The organism is Pseudodesulfovibrio tunisiensis, assembly GCF_022809775.1.
Lineage (GTDB): Bacteria > Desulfobacterota > Desulfovibrionia > Desulfovibrionales > Desulfovibrionaceae > Pseudodesulfovibrio > Pseudodesulfovibrio tunisiensis.
Genome location: NZ_CP094380.1, coordinates 2,107,177 through 2,130,338, shown reverse-complemented (window position 1 = coordinate 2,130,338; position 23,162 = coordinate 2,107,177). Strand labels below are relative to the sequence as shown.

Annotated in this window: 23 protein-coding genes; 4 read left to right on the top strand and 19 right to left on the bottom strand. The window is 61.3% G+C overall.

Annotated features, from left to right (window positions below):
* Window positions 1–149: 149 nt before the first annotated feature.
* The 7 genes from MPN23_RS10490 to MPN23_RS10460 form a co-directional block, all read right to left on the bottom strand.
* Entirely contained in the window at window positions 150–503 is a 354-nt protein-coding gene (locus MPN23_RS10490; protein ID WP_341540072.1) for an acylphosphatase, read from the bottom strand.
* Between the two features lie 22 nt (window positions 504–525).
* Window positions 526–1,209 carry a RadC family protein gene (gene radC, locus MPN23_RS10485; RefSeq protein WP_243544158.1) on the bottom strand — a complete coding sequence of 228 codons (684 nt, stop codon included), beginning with the start codon at window positions 1,207–1,209 and terminating at the stop codon, window positions 526–528.
* Window positions 1,210–1,257: 48 nt separating this feature from the next.
* Window positions 1,258–2,247, bottom strand: coding sequence for a DNA polymerase III subunit delta (locus MPN23_RS10480; protein WP_243544157.1), 990 nt, complete (start codon window positions 2,245–2,247; stop codon window positions 1,258–1,260).
* A gap of 2 nt (window positions 2,248–2,249) precedes the next feature.
* Complete coding sequence (lptE, locus tag MPN23_RS10475; protein ID WP_243544156.1) at window positions 2,250–2,747, bottom strand: LPS assembly lipoprotein LptE; 498 nt, start codon at window positions 2,745–2,747, stop codon at window positions 2,250–2,252.
* A gap of 92 nt (window positions 2,748–2,839) precedes the next feature.
* The gene (locus tag MPN23_RS10470; protein ID WP_243544155.1) at window positions 2,840–3,718 is read right to left on the bottom strand and encodes an NAD(P)-dependent oxidoreductase; all 879 of its coding nucleotides are present in this window, start codon (window positions 3,716–3,718) and stop codon (window positions 2,840–2,842) included.
* 100 nt (window positions 3,719–3,818) lie between these two features.
* The gene (locus MPN23_RS10465; protein WP_243544154.1) at window positions 3,819–4,421 is read right to left on the bottom strand and encodes a hypothetical protein; all 603 of its coding nucleotides are present in this window, start codon (window positions 4,419–4,421) and stop codon (window positions 3,819–3,821) included.
* Window positions 4,418–5,443 (bottom strand): tetratricopeptide repeat protein, encoded by a 1,026-nt coding sequence (locus MPN23_RS10460; RefSeq protein ID WP_243544153.1) that lies wholly within the window; start codon window positions 5,441–5,443, stop codon window positions 4,418–4,420. Before MPN23_RS10460 ends, MPN23_RS10465 begins: the two co-directional genes overlap by 4 nt.
* Window positions 5,444–5,695: 252 nt before the next feature.
* Between MPN23_RS10460 and MPN23_RS10455 the strand changes: the two genes are divergently transcribed.
* The 4 genes from MPN23_RS10455 to MPN23_RS10440 all read left to right on the top strand — a co-directional run bounded on the left by MPN23_RS10455 (window position 5,696) and on the right by MPN23_RS10440 (window position 7,524).
* A complete protein-coding gene (locus MPN23_RS10455) occupies window positions 5,696–5,956 on the top strand; it encodes an FmdB family zinc ribbon protein (RefSeq protein WP_243544152.1) in 261 nt (86 codons plus the stop codon).
* A 56-nt stretch (window positions 5,957–6,012) separates the two neighbouring features.
* Complete coding sequence (gene hemC, locus MPN23_RS10450; RefSeq protein ID WP_243544151.1) at window positions 6,013–6,942, top strand: hydroxymethylbilane synthase; 930 nt, start codon at window positions 6,013–6,015, stop codon at window positions 6,940–6,942.
* Between the two features lies 1 nt (window position 6,943).
* Window positions 6,944–7,204, top strand: coding sequence for a helix-hairpin-helix domain-containing protein (locus MPN23_RS10445; RefSeq protein WP_243544150.1), 261 nt, complete (start codon window positions 6,944–6,946; stop codon window positions 7,202–7,204).
* A gap of 119 nt (window positions 7,205–7,323) precedes the next feature.
* Window positions 7,324–7,524: a hypothetical protein gene (locus MPN23_RS10440; protein WP_243544149.1), complete on the top strand. Its 201-nt coding sequence runs from the start codon at window positions 7,324–7,326 to the stop codon at window positions 7,522–7,524.
* Window positions 7,525–7,792: 268 nt separating this feature from the next.
* Here the strand turns inward: MPN23_RS10440 and hypB are convergent, their stop codons facing one another.
* The 12 genes from hypB to leuS form a co-directional block, all read right to left on the bottom strand.
* The gene (gene hypB, locus MPN23_RS10435; protein ID WP_243544148.1) at window positions 7,793–8,452 is read right to left on the bottom strand and encodes a hydrogenase nickel incorporation protein HypB; all 660 of its coding nucleotides are present in this window, start codon (window positions 8,450–8,452) and stop codon (window positions 7,793–7,795) included.
* Window positions 8,453–8,475: 23 nt separating this feature from the next.
* Window positions 8,476–8,829, bottom strand: a complete 354-nt coding sequence (locus MPN23_RS10430) for a hydrogenase maturation nickel metallochaperone HypA/HybF (protein WP_243544147.1) — start codon at window positions 8,827–8,829, stop codon at window positions 8,476–8,478.
* A gap of 207 nt (window positions 8,830–9,036) precedes the next feature.
* A complete protein-coding gene (locus MPN23_RS10425) occupies window positions 9,037–9,729 on the bottom strand; it encodes a DUF1847 domain-containing protein (RefSeq protein ID WP_243544146.1) in 693 nt (230 codons plus the stop codon).
* Between the two features lie 103 nt (window positions 9,730–9,832).
* Window positions 9,833–11,128, bottom strand: coding sequence for an L-cysteine desulfidase family protein (locus MPN23_RS10420; protein ID WP_243544145.1), 1,296 nt, complete (start codon window positions 11,126–11,128; stop codon window positions 9,833–9,835).
* Window positions 11,129–11,207: 79 nt separating this feature from the next.
* The gene (locus tag MPN23_RS10415; RefSeq protein WP_243544144.1) at window positions 11,208–12,587 is read right to left on the bottom strand and encodes a class-II fumarase/aspartase family protein; all 1,380 of its coding nucleotides are present in this window, start codon (window positions 12,585–12,587) and stop codon (window positions 11,208–11,210) included.
* A gap of 13 nt (window positions 12,588–12,600) precedes the next feature.
* Window positions 12,601–13,986 carry an MmgE/PrpD family protein gene (locus tag MPN23_RS10410; protein WP_243544143.1) on the bottom strand — a complete coding sequence of 462 codons (1,386 nt, stop codon included), beginning with the start codon at window positions 13,984–13,986 and terminating at the stop codon, window positions 12,601–12,603.
* A gap of 4 nt (window positions 13,987–13,990) precedes the next feature.
* Window positions 13,991–15,502, bottom strand: a complete 1,512-nt coding sequence (locus MPN23_RS10405) for a tripartite tricarboxylate transporter permease (protein WP_243544142.1) — start codon at window positions 15,500–15,502, stop codon at window positions 13,991–13,993.
* Window positions 15,503–15,526: 24 nt separating this feature from the next.
* Window positions 15,527–15,970: a tripartite tricarboxylate transporter TctB family protein gene (locus MPN23_RS10400; RefSeq protein WP_243544141.1), complete on the bottom strand. Its 444-nt coding sequence runs from the start codon at window positions 15,968–15,970 to the stop codon at window positions 15,527–15,529.
* A 66-nt stretch (window positions 15,971–16,036) separates the two neighbouring features.
* A complete protein-coding gene (locus tag MPN23_RS10395) occupies window positions 16,037–16,993 on the bottom strand; it encodes a tripartite tricarboxylate transporter substrate binding protein (protein WP_243544140.1) in 957 nt (318 codons plus the stop codon).
* A 306-nt stretch (window positions 16,994–17,299) separates the two neighbouring features.
* Entirely contained in the window at window positions 17,300–17,686 is a 387-nt protein-coding gene (locus MPN23_RS10390) for a RidA family protein (RefSeq protein WP_243544139.1), read from the bottom strand.
* A 38-nt stretch (window positions 17,687–17,724) separates the two neighbouring features.
* The gene (locus MPN23_RS10385) at window positions 17,725–18,390 is read right to left on the bottom strand and encodes a helix-turn-helix transcriptional regulator (RefSeq protein ID WP_243544138.1); all 666 of its coding nucleotides are present in this window, start codon (window positions 18,388–18,390) and stop codon (window positions 17,725–17,727) included.
* A gap of 2,262 nt (window positions 18,391–20,652) precedes the next feature.
* Window positions 20,653–23,151, bottom strand: a complete 2,499-nt coding sequence (gene leuS, locus MPN23_RS10380) for a leucine--tRNA ligase (RefSeq protein ID WP_243544137.1) — start codon at window positions 23,149–23,151, stop codon at window positions 20,653–20,655.
* Window positions 23,152–23,162 lie beyond the last annotated feature (11 nt).

Sequence of the window (23,162 nt, the reverse complement as noted above, 5' to 3'; positions counted from 1 at the left end):
TCCGGTCAGGGCTTCGATCAGGTCGAGTTCCCGTTCGGAGCGCGTGAGTTTCGGCTCTTCCGGCTGCGTCTTTTTCGCGGAGGGCTTCCGCTTCATGCGCAACGGCTTGACCGGGGATTTCTTTTTCTTTTTGCTCAACGCTATATCCTTTATGAAAAGTGTCTTTTTTGTATCAAGTTAGAAAAAATAATGCCGTTGGCGAACTTGGCAAGGGGGGAATGGAAAATCCCTACCTTCGTATTTGGAAGGTGTCCGAATCGGAATCCGGTTCCTCCCATCGGGTTTCGACCTCGAAAACGCGCGCCAGAGGCGGGCCGTTGTGCAACCGCTCCAGAAACAGGCCGAGGGAGTCCGGCTTTCCCAGGAGCCACGGCTTCCACGGCACCGTCGGGCAGGTTGCGCACCCAGCCGCGCAGGCCGAGTTCGCGCGCCGTGTCCCGGGTCCAGCCCCGGAACCAGACGCCCTGCACCTTGCCGCGAATGATGGCCCGTACCTGTTTCATGCCGTCTCCGGTTCGTGGGCTGTTACAGCCGTCCGTGATCGTGAAAACTGTAGTGTTCGCAGTCCGTGACCACCAGATGGTCCAGCACGCGCACTCCGAGTTCCTGTCCGGCCCGCACGATGCGCCGCGTCAGTTCGATGTCCTCGGCCGAAGGGTGCGGGTCCCCGCCCGGGTGGTTGTGGGCCAGAATCACCCCGGCTGCCTCCAGCCGCAGGGCGCGGGCCATGATTTCGCGCGGATATACCGGTGTTTCGCCTACGGTTCCCCGGTTCATGCGTTCCCACGCAATGACCCGGTTCTTGTTGTCCAGAAACGCGGCCCAGAATTCCTCGATGCCCTTGGAACCGATGCGAGCCTTGGCTGCCTCGGCCACGAGGTCCGGGTCGCACAATACGTCCCGGGTCAGGGCGGGTTCCTCGGCCAGACGGGCGAACACCTCCTGAAGCAGCCGCCAGTGGGCCTGTACGCCCGGGCCCACGCCATTCACGTCCGCCAGCTTGTTCGGGTCGGCTCTGAGCGCACCGCCAAGGGAGCCGAATCGCTGCACCAGTTCCTTGGCCAGCGGCTTTGTATCCCTGCGGGGCAGCACCGAGGCCAGCACGAGCTCCAGCAGCTCGTAGTCGGCCAGGGAAACGCTGTCCCGGGTCAGGCGTTCCCTGAGCCGCGCGCGATGTCCGGCATAGTGTGGCGCGTTCGTATCCGTCATACCCGGTCCGTCAAGGGAAGAAGAAGTATACCTGCCAATTTATAACCGTCAGCGGGCGCGTCCGGGCTGGAACAGGTCCACCAGTCCGGCCACCAGAAAATCGAGAACCTCTTCCTCGGCGCGTGCTCCGGTCTTGATGCTCATTTCCGCGTCCAGCGCCAGATCGATCATTCTGGCGATGCCCGCCTTGCCCAGCCGCCGGGCTACCGGGGTCTTGAGTTTCTTGACGTAGGGGTGCGCCTTGACCTTGCCCTCCTCGCCGTTCATGAGCATCCAGTACATGCGCGCCTGACTGGCCAGATACCCGATCAGGTTGAAGAGCATGCGGTCCTTGGCGCTCTTGAAGTGATCCTCCAGCACGCGCTTCCAGACTGCGGCCTCGGCGCCGCGTTTGCCCAGCGCATCCATGAGATCGAAGAATTCCATTTCCCCGCACGGGGCCACCAGCTCCACATGCTCCCGTTGCACGCGATGCGCATCACCTGCGGCCAGCTCCAGCTTGTCCAGCTCCAGCCGTGCGGCCACCGCGTCTTTGGGCAGGGCTTCGGCCAGAGCGCGATCCACGCCCGGCTCCATGTCCAGCCCGGCATTGGCCGCCCATTCCGCAACGAATCGGGACATGGAACGCTGGTCCAGACCTGCGGATTCCCATGTCCATTTGGCTTGTGCCGCCTTCTTGTAGAAATTTCTGCGGGAAAGCGTGGCCGGAACCGGAGCCTTTTTGCCCTTCCACGTGCCTTCCAGACAGAAGAACGGGAATATTTCCGGGGAAACACCCCGCACCGCCGCATCGAGCTTGTCCCAATGTTCGGCCTTGAGCGTGTGGGCTCGCCGCACGATCAGGGCCTTGGGTTCCGGGAACAGGCTCTTGATGGTCAGGTCGGTCCAGAACGCCTGCGGCAACGGATCATCGTCGTCACCCCAGAACACGCGTTTTTTCCAGCCTCGGCGGCCTGTGGCCTTGAGCGCTTCGCTGATCCGGGACTTGAGCAGTTCCGGGTCCGGACAGATGAGAAAGAGATATTTGGGTCGTTCCATGCCTAGTAGTTCTGGGACATCCTGTCCGCGATCTTGCGGACCGCGAGTTCGGTAACGGTTTGGTCGGCCTGGTCCTGTTCCCCCTCGAAGAAGGGCCAGCTCTGGGCAACATTGCCCGAGTTCCACAGCACCGAGCCGTCGCGGGCGGATCTGATCACCACCTGCATCTCGATGTTGGCGCTGGAGCGCAGGGTTTCGTCTTCCGCGCCGGTGACTTCATCGGGCCGGTAGAATCTGATCACGTTGATGGTCATGAGCGCGTCCGCGCGGGCCCGATCATCAACCCATGTCACCAGATCGCGTCGGGTGAGTTCATCCCGGAATAGCGAGCGCAGGCGGGGTTCCATCCAGGAGTACATGGTCGGGTTGCTGACTTCGGCGATGGCCATTTTTCGATATTCTTCCGGAAGCACGGAATAGTCGCCCCCGCCAAAGGAATACCCGCCGCAGGCGGCGAGAAGCAGGGGGAAAAGCAGAATCAGGGGGCGCAGCGCGTACATGAAACCTCCGGAATGACTTGGTCTGGGGCGGCATGATACCGGGGATTCGCCCGGGAGTAAATGGAGCCGGGCGAATCCGCGAAATCCGGACCCTATCGGCTGTTGAGGCGTTCCAGCACCGTGTACAGGGCCTGCGTGCCGAGGTCCTCCAGCCCCATGGACATGGCTGCCACGTAGAACTGGTTGACCAGAGCCAGTCCGGGCAGGGACAGGTTCATGCGCCGGGCCTCGTCAAGGGCGATGCCCATGTCCTTGACGAAATGCTTGATGAAGAAGCCGGGATCGAAATCGTTTGCGGCAATGCGCCGACCGAGGTTGTTGATGGACCAGGAACCGGCCGCGCCCGAGCCGATCACGTCGATGACCTCGTCCATGCCCATGCCTGCGTTGTGCGCGTAGAGCAGGGATTCCACCACGCCGATCATGGTCCCGGCGATCAGGATCTGGTTGCTCATCTTGGTGTGCTGCCCAGCGCCGGGGCCTCCCATGAGCCGGATGTTGTCGCCCATGATTTCGAACAGGTCGAGGACCGCGTCGAAGTGCGCCTGTTCCCCGCCGACCATGATGGCCAGCGTGCCGTTGCGCGCTCCCAGATCGCCGCCCGAGACCGGCGCGTCCAGAGCGGCCACGCCGCCTGCCGATGCCTGTTCGTGGATGCGCACTGCCAGAGCCGGTTCCGACGTGGTCATGTCCACCACGGTCTTGCCCGGGGCCGCGTTCGCCAGCACCCCATCCGGGCCGAGGATGGTCTGTTCCACGTCCGAGGGATAGCCCACGATGGTGAATATCACGTCCGCGTTGCGGGCCACTTCGCCGGGCGAGTTGCACCATGTTGCGCCCGCGGCTTCGAGGTCCGCGGCCTTGGCGCGGGTCCGGTTGAATACGTAGGCCTCGTGTCCTGCCCTGATCAGGTGCAGGCACATCGACCTGCCCATGACGCCGGTGCCGATCCATCCGATTCTTCTGCTCATGGCGTGTCCTTTGCTGTCGGGATTGGGAAGAGGGCCGGGCTGTGCCGGATCGGGAATTTCATGCCATACATCGGGCCGGGCCGCAAACCCGGGGCCGGGGTCAGTCCAGAACGTGAAAGACGTGCTTCATGGGAGTCCATGGAGCGGTCGCATCGATCTCGCGGCGCACGAGGTCCCCGCCCATGCAGGCCACGGACCGGACCAGCTCGAAGGGGCGCTTGTGGTCCAGAAGCGGACTCACGTCGTGGTGGATCAGACCGAGCCGGGCACAGTCGAATTCCGCCACGGACCAGCGGAAGAACAGGGAGCCTTCGGAACGCTCCCGGAACACGGCCACGATGTCCCGGGCGTTGCCGCCGGGCAGGTTTTCCGGCCGGATTCGCGAGAATTTCGATCCGATTTCTGTACAAACCTGCTCCAAGCCCCCCCAGAAGGTTTCCATGCCGAAACGGCGGCTCTGCATGAGGATCCCGGTGCAGCGGTAGGCGCATTTCACGGGGCGGCCCAGAGTATGGGAGACCTTTGCCGCAGTGCCGTTGCCGGTCCTGCCGATGGCAATGTCCCGGGCCAGGGCATTCCACTGCTGCCTGCCATAGACTTCCAGAGCCTTTCTGGCCGTGACCTTGTCCATGCGGATCGCGCCCACGGTGTACAGTTCTCCGAACACCGCCACTTCCAGCCGCTTTGCCTCCGTCTGATTCATGAAACGGGATCGTCCAGTTTGCTGGGGTCGGCTCCGCCGCGTCTGCTGTACCCTTCGGGAGTGATTTCCTCGCCTGTTGTCGTACTGATCTCCACGCTCATGTCCGCGCCGATCTCCACTTCGCCGCCGGTTTCGCCGGGCAGGGTGGCGGCCAGCTTGCGCGCCCGGTCCGACACGTCCTCGGGCACCGGGGGCTTGCCCCGTTTTTCCCGGAGCGCGTCATCCCCGGCCATGCGTACGATGAACCGGCACATCTGCGCGGATTCGTCGAGACGCGGGTTCAGGTCCAGACTGCGGGCCGTGAATTCCAGGCAGTTGTCCCAGTCGTCCTTGTCGTAGAAGGCGCGGGCCAGATTGTAGAACAGATTCTCGTCGTTGTCCGCGAATTCCACGGCTCGGGAATAGTATTTCACGGCCTCGTTGGCCATGTCGTTCTTGCGCAGGGCAATGCCGAATTCGTTGAACAGATGCTTGTGCTCCAGCGTGAAGGCGGCCTCGATGGCCACGAGCTGCTCGAAGAGGCGTTTCGCCTTGGGCCGGTCGCCGCGTTCCAGATAGAGCAGGCCGAGTCCGAAGATGGCGCGCACGTTGCGTTCGTCCACGTCCAGCACCTTGTCGAACTCCATTTCCGCGCTCAGGGGCTTGTGGTCCTTGCGGTTCTTTTCCCCCTTGGCCAGATTTCTGCGCATGGCGATCATGGCCGGCTCCACCTTGGCGTTGTGGATTTCCACCTCGGGCACGTATTCCGCGAACAGGTCTTCGCGCGTGATGTATTCGGGGTCGCCCACGGGCACGAAATGGGGGTTGACCTTCCGGACCTCGAATTCGTCCTCCCCGTGCTGGATGATGTACCAGAGCGTCTTGGTGACCTGCTTCCGGGCCGTGGTGCCGGTGCCCACCTTCATCTCCCGGGTGGTGGAAAACACGCAGCGCAATGGCTCGTCCGGGTTGTCCAGCCCGGAGCATCCCCCGGGTTCCTCGGGATCGATCATGCCTGCGAAGCCACTGTCCAGTTCCACCATGCCTGCCGCCGTCGGTGTTTGGGGAAGCGGGATTGTCCCGGCTCCCGGACAACAAAATAGGGAAAGTTGTTTTCAAGTTCCAGTATAACCTTTGCCCGGGCCGCCGGGAGGGGGAAAGGGTGGACTTTCACGGAACAGGCATTACCTTTCCATTCCGGCCCGGGCATCGTTGCCAGTGGCGGGCTTTTTCGATAATGAACGGGTTCCGCCGCGCCTTTTACGCGACGGAAGTCCTTATTTCGGGAGTTCTCAATGCCCATCTACGAATATTCCTGCAAGAAGTGCGGCCATCAGTTCGAGGAACTGGTCTTTTCCACGGATGAATGTCCCATGTGTCCGCAGTGCGGCTCCGGGGATACGGGAAAACTCATTTCCGCCTGCCGCGCCCGTGTGGCCTCCGGCGCTCCTGCCGGTGACGGCGGAGATTCCGGCGCGAGCCAGCCCCAGTATCGGGGCATCGGTTCGGGCTGCGCCGGGTGCTCCGGCGGCAACTGCTCCAGTTGCGGCAGCTGATTTTCCGCCCGGAACGCGGCACGCCCGCGCAACCTCAGACTTTCAAGGCGATGATCATGGATAAAATCGTTATTGCCACGCGGGGCAGCCGCCTCGCCCTGTGGCAGGCTGAACATGTGAAGGAAAGGCTCCAGCAGCAGTATCCCGGTCTGGACGTGGAACTGCTTCGCATCAAGACCAAGGGCGACAAGATTCTGGACGTGCCTCTGGCCAAGGTCGGGGGCAAGGGATTGTTCGTCAAGGAGATCGAGGAAGCCCTGCTGGACGGCCGCGCGCATATCGCGGTGCATTCCATGAAGGACGTGCCCACAGAACTGCCCGAAGGGCTGGAAGTGGGGATCATTCCCGAGCGCGCCGAACTGACCGATACCCTGCTGTCCGTCAAATACGACGGTCTGGACGAACTGCCCGAGGGCGCGGTGGTCGGCACCAGCAGCCTGCGTCGCCAGTCCCAGATAGCGGCCCTGCGTCCTGATCTGGAAATCAGGACCCTGCGTGGCAATCTGGATACCCGTCTGAAAAAACTGTTCGATGGCGAATACGATGCCATCATTCTGGCGACTGCCGGATTGTCCCGTCTGGGCGAATCCGCGCCCAGAATGCAGGAGCTGGCGCCACCCCGTTTTCTCCCGGCCGTGGCTCAGGGCGCGCTGGGCATTGAATATGCCGTGCGCAACACCGAACTGGTGGAAATGCTTCAGTTCATGGATCACCAGCCCACCAAGGTGCAGGTGCTGGCCGAGCGCGGCTTTCTCACCGGGCTGGACGGCGGATGTCAGGTGCCCATTGCGGCCTGGTCCGTGCTGGACGGCGATTCCGTGACCCTGACCGGGTTCGTGGCCGACGTGGATGGCTCCAACCCCATCCGCATGGAAGCGACTGCGCCTCAGGACGAAGCCTGGAATCTGGGCATGTCTCTGGCCGAAAGGGTGCTGGCCGCGGGCGGCAAGGAAATTCTCGACAGGGTGTACCAGAACGAATCCTAACATGGACAGGGACGTATCAAAGGCATTGCAGGAGATTCCGGGAGTCGGACCAAGTCTGGCCCGGGATCTCGTGCGATTGGGATACGGCTCCGTCCGCGAACTGGCCGGACAGGACCCCGAAGCCATGTATGCGCGGCTTGAGGAACTGGAAGGCAGACATGTCGACAAATGCGTACTCTATGTGTTCCGATGCGCTGTGTACTATGCCTCGCAAACAGTGCACGAACCGGAAAAACTGAAATGGTGGAACTGGAAAGAGTGAAGCGAATCCGGCTTGTTGGAGTCGATAAAAATAGAATCTCGGATAAAAGGGTAAAGGTTTCCTGTATTCGTCCGATACATGGGGTAAGTCGCATAACAACTCCATGGAAGGAGGAAATCATGGAAGTAGGAAATTTTCCCGCAAACAAGCCCGTGGAAATGGCCGATCAGATGAAGGCCATCCGCAAGGCCAGGCTCCAGCGGCAGGTTTTCGAGAATCCGGACATGGCCAAGACGCTGGTCAAGGTCGAATCGACCGGCACCTACAATGCCAAGGGCAACCTGATTCAGGCTGTCTCCGGAGACCTCGGTGAGGCATAGTCGGGCCGAGAGGGTCGGCACAAACGGACAACCGGCCGGGTGACTTGCTAGTCTCCCGGCCTTTTTCATGCTGTCCATAAAGGCACGATTGCGGCGTCACTGCGAAAAATTCAGATCCTCGCGTATGGGAATACGCGTCGGCCGTGAACTTTTTTTGCGCCTTGCACCTCACCCTTTCCGAACAGCATGAAGATATACTGGTGAAAAGAAAAACGCCCTTCCCGGATCGGGAGGGGCGTTTCTTTTGATTCGATCTGCGTGTCGCGGACTAGAGTTTGGCGGCACGGGCCTTGCGGAGCCAGTCGTACCAGACGTCCAGACCCTCGCCGTTGCGCGCGGAAACGGGCATGACCTGAATGTCCGCATTCAGCTTGGTGGCGTGCGCCTTGGCGTTGTCCATGTTGAAGTCCACATAGGGGAGCAGGTCCACCTTGTTCAGCAGCATCACGGAAGAGATGTGGAACATGAGGGGATACTTTTCGGGCTTGTCGTCGCCCTCGGTCACGGAAAGCAGGGTGATCTTGTGGTCTTCGCCCACGTCGAACTCGGCCGGGCAGACCAGATTGCCCACGTTTTCCACGAACAGGATGTCCAGATTGTCGAGGTCCAGCGACTTGATGGCGTCCAGCACCATGCCGGAATCCAGGTGGCAGCCGCCTTCGGTATTGATCTGCACGGCCTGCGCGCCAGTGGCGGCCACGCGCTGGGCGTCGTTGTCGGTCTGAAGGTCGCCTTCGATGACGGCCATCTTGAATTCGTCCCGCAGATCGCTCAGGGTGCGTTCCAGCAGGGTGGTCTTGCCCGCGCCGGGCGAGCTCATCAGGTTGAGGCAGAGAATCTTGCGAACGCGGAACTTGTTCCGCAGTTCTTCGGCCAGTCTGTCATTGGCCTCAAGTACATTGCGGACAATGGTGACTTCTTGGGACATGGGCTTCTCCTTTGGGTATCGACTCATTCGTCGTCGATTTCAATACTGTCGATGAGCAGCTCCTTGCCTTCCAACACGTTGTGGCCGAGCAGGGCCTCGCATTTCGGGCAGGGCATGCATTTCGTGTGTGAGGGAAAAAAGATTTCGCCACATTCGCCGCACGCGACCTTGAGGGGGATTTCCTTGACCTCGATGGCGGAACCCTTGAAATCGCCTTCGAGGGTCAGGGCCTCCCAGGCGAATTCCAGTGCCTCGGTGACCACGCCGGCAAGTGCGCCATTGGTGATCACCACTTTTTTCAGCTTCTTGCCATCGTATTTGACCATTTCCTCGCGCAGGATGGACAAGATGCTTTGAACGATCGACATTTCATGCATGACAGGATGGCTTATCCCAAAACAAGGGCCATCGCAAGATGCACAAACGCCGCAGAACGCAACACTTTGCGCGGACCTAATTCATACTTTTCTGGCGGGTTTTTGTTCGAGGGTCCAAAAGCGCCGGGGGCCGGAACCGAAGTCCCGGCCCCCGGGCCGTTGCAAGGGCGCGTCTGTTGCCGCGCGCCCGAGAGGAAGGGGAGAAGATCATTCGACCGGATGCTTGAGGCTGCGCCAGTAGCTGTCGTGGTTGTAGATCGCGGCTAGCGGGTTGTGGCCCAGCAGCCGGTCCTTGACCGCGAGCACGGTTACGGGCGCTTCCGCATGCTTGATGAACAGGGAGTCGTGCCCCACGCACAGGCCGACCAGCACGTTCAGTTCGGTTTCGTACTTGTTGCAGAGCAGGGCCTGAAAGACCGGGTTGCACATGGTTTCCCGTTCCACGGTGGGATCGACCTGATGCTTGCGGTCGATGCCGATTTCGGCCTTGGGCGCACGTCCGGCCTTGCACACCACGGAGACCACCTCGAAACCGTTGGTGGCCAGAATGTCGTGCACGACCCCGGCTTCCTTGCGCAGTCCCACGCAGAAGACGAGTCCGAGCCGTTTGTAGCCCATGCGCCGGGCAAATTCGATGGTTTCCACGATGCGGGGCTTGAGCGGGACCACGTGGGCATAGCCCTGTTCGCGGTTGCCGTAGCCGGAGGCCTCCTGAAGCGAGGCGTTGCAGGCGAATTTCAGATCATCGCCCTTGGTGGCTTCAAGAGCCTGGTCCGCCAGTTTCTTTTCCGCAAGGGAGGGACAGTTGGCCGGGCCTTTTCCGCCGGGTTTGCGGCAGGCGCGTTCGGACCAGTCAAAGGGACAGGCCGCACAGTCGGGAGCAGTGGATGCTTTTGCCATGGTTTCCTCCTGGAATGCGAGACGAGCTGGCCGGACAGGCCGGGGCGCGCGGCAAACCGCGCCCCGGCAGCCCGGTCAATCAACCGGTAGTCATGGAGGTACGTTATCGGATGGATTGCGCCTCGTGTTGATGTTGCATGAGCTCTACCATAACTTCATCAACATGGGCAAAAGCCTTGGTGCACAGATCGCCGAGCGCGGCGCAGGTGGACTTGAGGTCCGGGGAGACCAGACCTTCCGTATCCTGCACGCCCTTTCTGTCCAGCGCCATGAGTGCGGAGGCATAGGCCTCGCCTGCGGCTGCGGACACCTTGAGCCCGCAGGAGCCCTTGGCGCCGTCGCAGAGCATGCCCATGAGCGAGGAGAGCAGGCAGGCCACGGCGTGCTGGGCCTGATCCATGTCGCCGCCAAGGGCGCGGACCAGTCCGGCGGCAGCGCCGGCTCCGGCGGCCACGGAGCAGCCGCAGATCGGGGTCAGACGGCCGGTGTAGGCCTTGACATAGCCCGTGACCAGATGGCTCAGGGCCACGGCCTCGGCCAGTTCGCGGTCGGAAAGTCCCTTGTCCCGGGCCACGACTGCCACGGGAATGACCGCGGTGATGCCGTGATTGCCGCTGCCCGCACTGGACATGACGGCGCGGGGCGCACCGGACATGCGCACGTCGGTGGCGGCTCCGGCAAATCCCTTGATGCGGCTGAGCAGATCGTCCTGCTGGCTGTGCGACTTGATGGTCAGGCCAACGCTCAGGCCCCAGTTTCCGCCGTCCAGCCCCTGTTCGGCCATGCCCATGTTCATTTCCACGCCCTTGAGCATGAAGGCTTCAAGCTCGTCGTCAAGGGAGCCGGCCAGTTCCCAGAGATCGGCAATGCCCATGGACTTGAGTTCTTCCAGATAGTCCGGAGTTGGCGCGACCTTGCCCAGATCCTCGGGATTGGGCTCGACAACGGTTTTGCCGTCGACCACGACTTCGCTGATGTTGTCATGGCGGGTACGCACTGCGACCTTCACTTCACCGGATGCGTTGCGCAGGGTGGCGACAACGGACACGCCGGGCGCGTTCGGATCCACGCTGACCGAAACCTTGTCCGCATCCACCATGGCCTTGGCCCGGGCCGTATCCTCCGGGGTGACGTTTTCCATGACCATGAGGCCCTTGGAAGCGTCTCCGGCCAGTGCACCAAGCGCGGCTGCCACGCGGTTGCCGCGCAGTCCGCCGGTGCCCGGGATGCCCACGTCCTTGCCGTTCTTGAAGATGTTCAGGGAAAGAACAAGTTCGATGGCTTCGGGTTCACCCTTCAGGTGAGTGGCGGCCTCGGCAGTGGCGAGGGCAACGGCAACGGGTTCGGTGCAGCCCATGGCGGGCTTGACTTCGTTTTGGAAGAACAGATGCAAATCCATGATGATATCCTTGTCAGGCTGTTCCCGTCATTCGGGAACAGCCCGTATTTTCAGCGGTCTGTTGGAAATTATTGGAGAATCAACAACTCAGGAAATCCTGATCCGTTGCGCCCAGTCTTTCAGCGGTTTCCTTCACGTGCGCGACCTGACGTGCGGACTGGCCCACGTGCTTGGAGTAGTCCATGATGGAATCCAGTTCGGCTTCCGAGATGTTGGCGGCGATGGTTTCGTCGGCCAGCAGGAGTTCGCGGAAGCATTTGCCGGACTGGGTTGCACCCAGAATGGCGTCGCGGATGAGGTGGTGCGCGGTCTGCTTGCCCACCTTCTTGCCCAGATGGAACATGAGCGCTTCGGAGAAGAGCATGCCTTCGAGCATGTTCAGGTTGTCGGTGATGCGCTGTTCGTCGATTTCCAGACCTTCCACGATGGTGAGCAGGGCGGTGATCGCCTTGTGCAGCATGATGCTGGACTCGGGAATGGAGTGCCAGTCCAGACGCCAGCTGCGGGTGTCGCGCTCGTGCTCGGCAATCATGGACTGCAGGGCCAGAGGCGCATTGTTCATGACCACGCGGCACATGGCCACGCAGAATTCCGTGACCTCGGGATTGCGCTTGTGGGGCATGGTGCTGCTGCCCACGTAGTGTTCGCCCAGCGGTTCCTTGAATTCCTGAATCTCGGTGCGGGCGAGCTGGAAGATTTCATTGGCGATGCGGCCGACAGTGCCCGCAACCATGCCGAGGACCACCTGATACTCGGCCACGATGTCGCGTGCGCTGCCCCAGCCGGACGGAGGCAGGCCGATGCCCAGACGCTCCATGACCTTTTCCGCGATGGGGTAGGCCTGTTCGCCCAGTCCGGCCATGGTGCCGGTGCCGCCGTGCAGCATGCCCAGAAAAACGCGGGGCGGCATGGACTTGATGCGTTCCAGATCGCGGCGCAGCTCGGCGGACCAGTTGGCGAACTTCAGGCCGAGGGTGATGGGCAGGCCGTGCTGGTTGTGGGTGCGGCCGGTCATGGGGAAGTCCTTGTACTTCGCGGCCAGCTCGTTCAGGGCCTTTTCCATGCGCAGCAGGTCGCGGAACAGAATCTTGGAGGCTTCCTTCATTTCGAGCACGCCGCCGGTGTCCTCGATGTCCTGCGTGGTGGGACCGTAGTGGATGTGTTCGCCCAGATTGTCGGCGCAGCGGACCTGCACTGCCTTGAGCAGGGGCACGAGGGAATGGCCGGTCTTGGCAAGGCCGTCCTTGATCATGTCGATGTCCAGTTCCTCGATCTTGGCCTTGGCCTTGATCTCCCTGGCGGCTTCGGCCGGGATCACGCCCAGTTCGGCCTGCACTTCGGCCAGTACGACCTCGATGTCCAGCCAGCGCTGGTAGCGGCGGCGGTCGTCGAACACGGCGCGCATTTCAGGGGTTCCCCAACCATTGCAGTAGAATTCGGAATCAATGATATGAGCCATGACGTACTCCTGATTATTTGCTGAGGGTGAGAATTTCCGGGGCAACGGCCTGTTCGTTCGGAACGTTCAGGCACCAGTCCGTGACGGCCTTTCGCTGGTCGTCGTCCAGAACCTTGCGGGTGAGCTGGGCGAACTTGTCCAGCATGTCGTCGGTGTTCATGGGGTTTTCCGGGTCGCCCCTGCGGAATCTGTTGTCCGCACTCAGGATTTCTCCGGACTTGAGCGTCACCTTGACACGGCAGGGCCGTGCGGCCGGGAAGCCCGCGTTCATTTCCTCGTCGCGGGTCAGCGTGACCCGGGCCATGAGTTCCCGCACCTCGGGATCGTGCACGCATTCCGGGACCATGTTTTCGAAGGTCAGGGAACCGTGGGTGAGCAGGAACGCCATGCAGAAGGGGTTGGAGAACTTGGCCTGTTCCAGCGTGGCCGGATCCGTGATGCCCGCCACGTCCACGGCGCGGTCGTAGACCAGCGCTTCCACGGATGCCACGTCCTTTGCCGTGATGTGGTGCTCGCGCATGATTCGTGTCAGGGCGTCGAGCATGCTGTGGGTCTGACCACAGGTGGGGTAGCCCTTGAAGTTGGCCTCGTCGACCTTGTACCGCTCGCCCAGACCATCGGTCAGGTAGTGGTACTGCGGATTTTTCGACGTGGCTGCGCAGAACCCCTGTCTGCCCTCGAAGATGGCCGAGGCATTGCGGATTCCGGCTTCGGCAAGGAGAGCGGCGAGCAGGCCGTTCTGGGCTGCCTTGGCCGGGTGCAGGGGCTTGGCGTCCACGGCCTTGTCGCGCAGGAATTCCCACAGGCCCGCAGCCTGCGTTCCGGCGTGACCGAGCGCCCATGCCGTGCGTTCCGCGTCCAGACCAAGGGCCTTGGCAGCGGCGGCTGCCGCACCAAAGGTCCCGGCTGTGGCCGTGGTGTGGAAGACGGCATAGTGTTCCGGTCCGAAGCATTCCCCGGCGCGGATGGCCAGTTCATAGCCGCAGATCACGGATTCCACGATGGCCCTGCCGTCCAGTCCCCGGGACTGGGCCAGTGCCAGTGCCACCGGGATGACCACGGTGCCTATGTGCATGATGGACTGACGGTGTCCGTCGTCCACCTCGGTGACGTGGCCCTGGGCCGCGTTGGCAAACGCGGCCCAGAACACGGGGAGGTCGCGACCCTGACCGATGACCGTGGCCATGCCGGAAGGGGCAGTTCCCGGCGCGGCCTCGCCTGTACCGGCAAGGGTCCGGGCGAGCGTGGTGTACGTCCGGGCCAGTTCATGGCCCTGGGCGTTCCACACGGCCGCCATGTAGTCGATGAGACAATGCGACGTCTTGAGGCGCGTGGCCTCGGAAAGGTCCTCCACCGACAGTTCGGTGATGAACCGGGCAAGCTGTTGTGCGTAGGTCATGGAATTACGCTCCTGCTGCCTGCTTTCTGCGCTTGATGATCGCCTTGAAGAGCGGGGTCAGAATGAACATGACCGTGCCGATGAGCAGGATCAGGCTGATGGGGCGCTCCACGAAGATGGAGTAGGAGCCGTCCGACAGCACGAGGCTCTGGTACAGTCCGCGTTCCATCATGGCGCCGAGCACGATGGCCAGGATCAGCGGGGAATGCGGCAGGTTGAACTTGTTGAACAGGTAGCCCAGAACGCCGAAGGCAAGGGCCACCCATACGCAGAAGACACTGTTGCCCACGGCGTAGGAGCCGGTCAGGCACAGAATGGAAATCATGGCGCCGAGCAGTTCCTTGGGCAGCTTGAAGATCAGCTTGGACAGGGAACGGCCCAGGAAGATGCCCATGGGGCCCATCACGATGTTCGCCACCAGAAAGCTCACCACGATGAGGTAGGCGATGTCCGGGGTTTCGGTGAACAGGGACGGCCCGGGGCGCAGGCCCTGAATCAGGAGCGCGCCGAGGAACAGGGCGGACGTGGAGTTGCCGGGCACGCCCAGCGAGAGCAGGGGCACCATGGAGCTGGCAACCACCGCGTTGTTCGCGGCCTCGGGAGCGGCCACGCCCTCGGGCACGCCCGTGCCGAACTTCTTGTCCTTGTTGCGGCGTCCGGCCTGATCATAGGCCAGATAGATGGCCATGAGCATGCCTGCGCCCGGGATGATGCCGATCACGTTGCCGATGGCCGAACTGGTCAGCCATGTGGGCATGAGACGTTTCACCATCTTCAGGGATGGCAGAACGCGTCCGGAGACCGGCACGCTTTCGCGCTTGGGTGCGCTGGACAGCCGTTCGCGACCGATGGTCTCGGCCAGCTCCAGCACGCTGGTTACGCCGAACAGGCCGATGAGCATGGGGATGAACGGCACGCCGTCGAACAGGTTGGGCGAGTCGAAGGTGAACCGGGGAAATCCGGTGAGCGGGCTGATGCCCACGGTGGAGATGAGCAGGCCGATGACGCACACGATCAGGCTCTTGACCATGTTGCCGCCGGACATGCCTGCCACGGTGGACAGGCCGAGCAGGGCCAGTGCGAAATATTCGGGCGGACCGAACTTCAGGGCATAGGAGGCCAGCACCGGGGCAAAGAACAGCAGCACGATGGAGCTGACAATGCCGCCGAACACCGAACTGGTGGTGGAAATGCCGAGAGCCTCGTTTGCGCGTCCGTTTTTTGCCATTTCATGGCCGTCCAGAGCCGTGACAATGGAGGACGCCGTGCCCGGTATTTTCAGGAGAATGGCCGGAATGGACCCGCCGTAGCAGGCCGCGCAGTAGATGCCCACGAGCAGGGGAAACGCGTAGTCCGGGCTCATGGAAAAGGTGATGGGCACGAGCACGGCCAGCGTAATGCTGTCGTTCAGACCCGGAAAGGAGCCGACGGTCAGGCCCACGGCCACGCCCCCGACCAGAAACAGAAAGACTGTCGGGTCGGCAAGATGCATGAATGCTTGAAGTATGTGTTCCATCTCAACCTCGTAGTCGGAGAGGAGTTATTCCATTACCCAGAGTTCGGGCAGGGGCACGTCCAGAAGCAGTCCGAATATGGCGTAGACCGCGAGCACGAAGCCCAGGGACACGGCCAGCAGAATGCCTGCCTTGCGGTAGCCCAGAACCCAGGCCACGAAGAGCATCAGGAGGACCGAAGGAATGATGAATCCGGCGAAATCCAGAGCCAGGGCATAGCCGATGATGCCCAGACACACGAAGGCCGGAGCCGTGTACGCGCCGAGCTGGAAGGGTTTTCCGGCTTCCTCGGCCTTTTTCCGCGTCACCGTGTTGAACACGAGCAGGGCGGAAAGGAGCGCGAAGACTGCGGCGAGCAGCTTGGGAAAGCGCGCGGCCATGGGATCGTAGGCCGAGGCCGTGCACCAGGTGAGCACGCTCACGCCCATGAAGACGACGGCAAGCCAGAAATTAGAGGAACGCAGTAACATGACATCTCCCGCTTTGAGTTTTCCCGGAGCCGTGAGGGGGCCACGGCCCCGGGAGCTTTTTTAGGCCTATTTCCTGCCCTTGAGGGTCGGCAGAATCTCCTGCATCACCTTGGCCACGCCTTCGACGTATTCCTCGAAGTCGCTGGCACCGCGGAACACGACCGGGTAGCCGGCCTTGCCCATGGCTTCAGTGAATTTCGGGTCGTTCACGACCTTTTCCATGGCGGTTTCCAGATAGGTGACCGCCTCGGCCGGGGTCTTGGCCGGCACGGCCAGACCGCGGAAGGTGCCCCACTGGATGTCCACGTCGCTTTCATTGAAGGTGGGAACGTCCGGGAACTTGGCGTTGCGTTCCTTCTGCATGATGCCGAGCACGCGCAGGGAGCCGTCCTTCATGTAGCCCATGGCCTCGCCAGCGGACATGAAGCCGAGGTCCACGTGGCCACCCATGAGCTGCTGGATCTGCATGGCCGCGCTCTGGTTGTGGATGAAGCTGAACTTGGCGCCGGACTTCTGTTCCAGCACCAGGGCCGCAATGTGGTGGGAGGTGGAAAAACCAGCGGTGGCCACGGTCAGCTTGTGCGCCTTGGCCGCTTCCAGCAGATCGTTCAGGGTCTGGTATTCGGACTTGGCCGGAACCACCACTACCTCGGGGTCGAAGCAGTACATGGCCACGGGCTGAAAGGATTTGTAGGTGTAGGCGGTCTTCTTGGTCAGGGGATTGTTGACCACGGAAGAGGTGTAGCCCAGCATGGTGTATCCGTCGGGACGGGCCTTGGCCACGTAGGTCTGGCCGATGACCGCGCCGCCGCCGGGCATGTTCTGGACAATGACCTTCTTGCCGTCGAAATAGTCCTTGGCCACATCGGCGATGAGGCGGCAGGTGAAGTCAACTGCGCCTCCGGGAGCGAACGGAACGATGATCTTGACATTCCGGGCCGGGAAATCCTTTGCCATGGCCGGGGCCACGGACAGGGACATCAGCGAAAGAGCGAGCATCAAGACAAGCAACAGACGTTTCATGTTTTCTCTCCAGACTGGTTTTTGCGGTTGCGTGGAAAGGCTTTCGCCTTTTCATGTCCACAGTGACGGGCCGGTCCGCATGAATCCTCCGCAACGGACGGACGCGGGCCCGATACAGGCATCGTCGGGGCATTTCGAAGCGGCGCAAGGTCGCGGCCGCCGGAAAGTCGAGTCGAAGATGTGGCGAGGCTCGGAACCTGAGTCTTCCGGGTGCGGCTGGTGCGGTACCCGCAGCCGGGGAATCTGAGCGCACAATATCCGGGCATCGTGGTTCTCATGACTCGCTTTCCGCCGACGCAACATCGGTTATTCCGGCATTGCCAGAATGGCTTCGATTTCAATCTCGCCGCCCAGGGGCAGAGCGCCCACCTGGATGGCGCTGCGGGCAGGGAACGGTTCGGCGAAGAATTTCTTGTACGCCTCGTTCACTTCCGCAAAATCATTCATGTCGGTCAGGAACACCGTCACCTTCACGGCGTTCTTCAGACTGGTCCCGGCAGCTTCGGCAATGTTGGCGAGGTTGGTCAGGCTCTGGGCCGCCTTGTCGCCAATGGAGCCTTCAACCATGGCCTTTTTCGCCGGATCAATGGGCAGTTGTCCGGAAACGAACAGCAATCCCTTGCTGATCGTGGCCTGGGAATAGGGGCCGACTGCGGCAGGCGCGTTGTCGGTGGTTACGGTTTGCATCGTCATTGTGTCCTTCTCTGCGGCTCGGGACCGCTCGGACCGGGTCAGATATCGTTTTCCCCGGACCGGATTTCCTTGAGGTAATTGTAGATGGTGTAACGGGAGACGCCGAAAACCCGGGCGACCTGATTCACCGCACCCTTGAACAGGAAGACTTCCTGCTCTTCCAGGACGCGCAGCAGGCTCAGACGCTCCTCCTTGTCCATGGTGGCGGGCTGCTTGCCCGCCTGCGCCACAGCTTCGTCGATCAGGGAACCCATGGTCTCGTTGAAGCTGCTCGCGAAACGCTCCTCCCGCATGTCCTCGCCGGAATCGTCGAATCCGGTCAGGTCGTCCAGCAGCGATTTTGCGTTCAGGAATTCCGTGATGTCGAAATTCACGCACAGGCAACCGACAACCCTGCCGGTGGACGTGCGCAGGAACATGGTGGAGGATTTGAGAATGCGGCCGTTTCGGCTCACGGTCTTGTAGCCGTGCATGTCCTCGACGTCGTCTCCGCGTTCCTTGATCTTCTTGTAGGCGAGATCGGTGATGGGCGCGCCGACCTGCCTGTTGGTGACACTGCCCGCCACATACACCAGGGAATGGCTCAAATCGCTGAAGTCGTGAATGACGACTTCGGCATTTCTTCCCAATAGCTGGGCAAGGCCATCCGCAAGGCGTTTGGCCGTCTGGAAAATATGCTTGATTTCAGGTGTTTGTTCTTCCATCGAAATACAATCCTTTTCCTTGAGTGCCTTGTTCAAGCTTGGTTTACCGCAATTGGCAATTTTAAGTCAACAAAATTTGTTGAGTTCAACAACATTGTTTGTTTATTCCCGTAATAACGTCCGCTTAAGTTTTTACGATAACGTTGAGGACATGGTGCTACTATATATGGCCTCTATGGAACTGTTTGATTTCATGATGTATTTCGCTATGGGAAAATGCTCTTCGCCAATATGCTGCCTATTGGTGGCGGGAAGATTATCGACAAAAAATGAGGAAAAGACGGAAGGGGATATTTGAGGGGAGGAGGGGTAGGCAAGCTGGTACAGCCCCACCTCTTCAGGGCGCGTAGCCGCGCCGCCTTCGCCGTGCCATCCTGCAAGGGGAGGGTTTCGCCCTTCCCGGGCGAGTTCATTTTTTTGTTGGGGCAAAAAAAAACAACGAAAAAAAGCCCCTTTGCACTGTGCTCCCGACTCCCTCGGGCAGGAACCAGTAGCGCCCTCCCGCCGGGCGATTGCGACGTTTCCTCCGGAAACCGCATCGCCCCGGCTTCGGTCGCTTCGACTGGTTCCAAGCCCTTGCGAGCCGAAATTCGGTTTAAGTAAGGAATACTGTTCCAGATGTGAAAAGTCGCCTCAGCCCAACCAAGCTCCCCCGGCCTCCCCAACCTCCCACCGTTTCCCTTTGATCAAGGCATCCGTTCCTGCGGCGGGCGCACGGCAGGACAGCCATGATCAAGTAGGAAACGCGCACGGCCGGGGCGATCCCAAAAGGCGGCTTTTGCATCCTTTTATCCGCCTTGGAATAAAAGGATGTCGCCCGAGAAGGGCGAAATCTTCCCTTTTCAAGTTGGTACGGCGTTTACGGCGAATTGCTTCGCCCGGCACGGCCCGCCAAGCTGGTACAGCCCCACCTCTTCAAGGCGCGTAGCCGCGCCGCCTTCGCCGTGCCATCCTGCAAGGGGAGGGTTTCGCCCTTCCCGGGCGAGTTCATTTTTTTGTTGGGGCAAAAAAATAAACGAAAAAAAAGCCCCTTTGCACTGTGCTCCCGACTCCCTCGGGCAGGAACCAGTAGCGCCCTCCCGCCGGGCGATTGCGACGTTTCCTGCGGAAACCGCATCGCCCCGGCTTCGGTCGCTTCGACTGGTTCCAAGCCCTCGTGAGCCGAAATCCGGTCTTGGTAAGGGAACAGTGTGCCGGGTGTGAGAGGTCGCCTCGCCCCTACCAATCTCCCCCGGCCCAACCAACCTTCCACCGTTTCCCTTTGATCAAGGCCTCCGTCCCAGTGGAGGACGCACGGCAGACCAGCCTTGATCAACTTGGAAACGCGTACGGCCGGGGCGGTCCCAAAAGGCGGCTTTTGATTACTTTTATCCGCCTTGGAATAAAAGTTGGTCGCCCGAGAAGGGCGAAATCTTCCCTTATCAAGATGGCGCGCAGTCTAAGGCGAATTGCTTCGCCCGGCACGGCAGACCAAGCTGGCACGGCCCCACCTCTTCAAGGCGCGTAGCCGCGCCGCCTTCGCCGTGCCATCCTGCAAGGGGAGGGTTTCGCCCTTCCCGGGCGAGTTCATTTTTTTGTTGGGGCAAAAAAATAAACGAAAAAAAAGCCCCTTTGCACTGTGCTCCCGACTCCCTCGGGCAGGAACCAGTAGCGCCCTCCCGCCGGGCGATTGCGACGTTTCCTGCGGAAACCGCATCGCCCCGGCTTCGGTCGCTTCAACTGGTTCCAAGCCCTCGCGAGCCGAAATCCGGTCTGGGTAAGGGAACAGTGTGCCGGGTGTGAGAGGTCGCCTCGCCCCTACCAATCTCCCTCGGCCCAACCAACCTTCCACCGTTTCCCTTTGATCAAGGCATACGGTCCTGTGGCAAACGCACGGCAGAATAGCCTTGATCAACTTGGAAACGCGCACGGCCGGGGCGATCCCAAAAGGCGGCTTTTGATTACTTTTATCCGCCTTGGAATAAAAGTAATTCGCCCGAGAAGGGCGGAATATTCCCTTATCAAGATGGTGCGCAGTCTAAGGCGAATTGCTTCGCCCGGCACGGCTGGCCAAGCTGGCACGGCCCCACCTCTTCAAGGCGCGTAGCCGCGCCTCCTTCGCCGTGTTATCCTGAAGGGCGAAATCTTCACTGAACAAGCTGACGCGCAGTCGACGGCGAATGGCTTCGCCCGGCACGGCTCCCCGAGCTGGTACGGCCCCAACAAAAAAAGGCCCTTTCCCGCAAGGGAAAGGGCCTTTTTCATATCTTCCGCAAAATCGAACTAGCCGACAACAATATTGACCAGCTTGTTCGGGATGACAATGACCTTGCGCACGGTCTTGCCTTCCAGATGCTTGGCAACGTTTTCCTGTCCAAGGGCGATCTTCTCGACCTCGTCCTTGGGCGCGTTGTTCGGGGCCTGGAACTTGCCGCGCACCTTGCCGTTGACCTGCACCACGAGGGTGACCTCGTCCTTGACAAGGGCGGACTCGTCGTACTCGGGCCAAGGCCGGGTGGCCAGCGCCTGAGTGTGGCCCAGCGTCTCCCACAGCTCCTCGCAGATGTGCGGGGCGACCGGGGAAAGCAGGGTCAGGGCCGTGGCCATGGCCGAGGACAGGGCCTCGGGCTCGGAGTCGGCCAACTGGTCCTTGACGCCGTACATCTCGTTGACGAGCTCCATGACCGCGGCAATGGCGGTATTGAACTGGAATTCGTTCCTGATGTCGCGGGTCACGCGGCGGATCGTGTCGTGCTCCTTGAACCGGAGCTTCTTGGCAGCATCGCTTTTGGGCGCGGTGAATGCGCAGGGATCGGCCGGTGCGAGCTTGCCTTCGAGATTTTCAGCCAGACGCCACAGGCGGTTCAGGAAGCGGAATGCGCCTTCAATGCCCTGATCCGACCACTCCAGCTCCTTGATCGGAGGCGCGGCAAACAGGATGAACAGCCGGGTGGCGTCCGCGCCGTATTCCGCGATCATGGCGTTGGGATCGACCACGTTGCCCTTGGACTTGGACATCTTGCCGCCGTCCTTGAGCACCATGCCCTGCGTGAGCAGATTGGCGAACGGCTCGTCGTTGTTGACGAATCCCTCGTCGCGCAACGCCTTGGTAAAGAACCGGGCGTAGAGCAGGTGCAGGATGGCGTGTTCGATGCCGCCAATGTACTGGTCCACGGGCATCCAGTAGTCCAGCTTGGTCGAGTCCAGAGCCTGTTCCTCGTTGCGGGGATCGCAGTAGCGACAGAAGTACCACGAGGATTCGAAAAAGGTGTCCAGCGTGTCGGTTTCCCTGCGCGCGGGCTTGCCGCATTTGGGGCAGGCCACGTTCACGAAGGACTCCATGTCCGGCAGGGGAGAGCCACTCTCGCGCACCTGCGCATCCTCGGGCAGGGTCACGGGAAGCTGGTCCTCGGGAACCGGGACTGCGCCGCAATCGTCGCAGTAGATCACGGGGATGGGGGCACCCCAGTAGCGCTGGCGGGAAATGTTCCAGTCGCGCAGCCGGTAGTTCACGGTCATGCGGCCGAGGCCGGACTTGTCGAGATGCTCGACAATGGCCTTCTTGGCAGGTTCGTTCTCCATGCCGTCGAACTGGCCGGAAGCCACCAGAATGCCGGGGTCGGTGTAGGCCTCGGTCATGTCCTCGACCTTGAGCACCTCGCCCTTGGCCGCCAGCTCGGGCGGATTGATGACCACCTTGCGGCGCAGGTCGTACTTGGCGGAAAATTCGAAGTCGCGCTGGTCGTGGGCAGGAACCGCCATGACAGCGCCGGTGCCGTAGCCCATGAGCACGAAGTTGGCGATGTAGATGGGCATTTCCTCGCCCGTGACCGGGTTCACGCAGGAGCGGCCCGTGAACATGCCTTCCTTTTCCAGATCGTCGGCTCCGCGCTTGATGCGGTCCATGTTGCGGATGCGGGTGGCGAATTCGCGGATTTCGTCCGCGTTGTCCAGTCCGGCGATCAGCTCCTCGACCATGGGATGCTCGGCGGCAATGGACATGAAGGTCGCGCCGTGCAGGGTGTCGGGACGGGTGGTGAAGACCGTGATGGTCTTGTCCATGCCCTTGACCTGAAAGGTGAGTTCCGCGCCGTAGCTCTTGCCGATCCAGTTGCGCTGCATGGTGCGCACGCGTTCGGGCCAGCCTTCGCCAAGGGTGTCCAGATCGCGGAGCAGTTCGTCCGCATAGTCCGTGATGCGCAGGAACCACTGCTCCATGTCCTTCTGCTCGACCTCGGAGTCGCAGCGCCAGCACAGGCCGTCCTCGACCTGTTCGTTGGCCAGCACCGTGGCACAGCCAGGGCACCAGTTCACGGGCGACTTCTTGCGGTAGACCAGCCCCTTTTCCAGAAACTTGAGGAAGAACTGCTGCTCCCACTTGTAGTACTCGGGCCGGCAGGTCGCGATCTCGCGCCGCCAGTCGTAGGAGTAGCCCAGCCGCTTGAGCTGGGTGCGCATGTCGTCGATGTTGGCATAGGTCCACTTGGCCGGGTGCGTGTCATGCTTGATGGCCGCGTTTTCCGCAGGCAGGCCGAACGCGTCCCAGCCCATGGGATGGAGCACGTTGAAGCCCTGCATGGACTTGAAGCGCGCCACCACGTCGCCGATGGAATAGTTGCGCACGTGGCCCATGTGAATCTTGCCGGAGGGATAGGGAAACATTTCCAGCACGTAGTACTTGGGCTTGCCCGGCTCGGCTTCCACTTCGAAACAGCCGGATTCCTGCCATTTCCGCTGCCATTTTTCTTCAACGGCTTCGGGATTGTATTTTCCTAAGGCCATGGGAAATATCC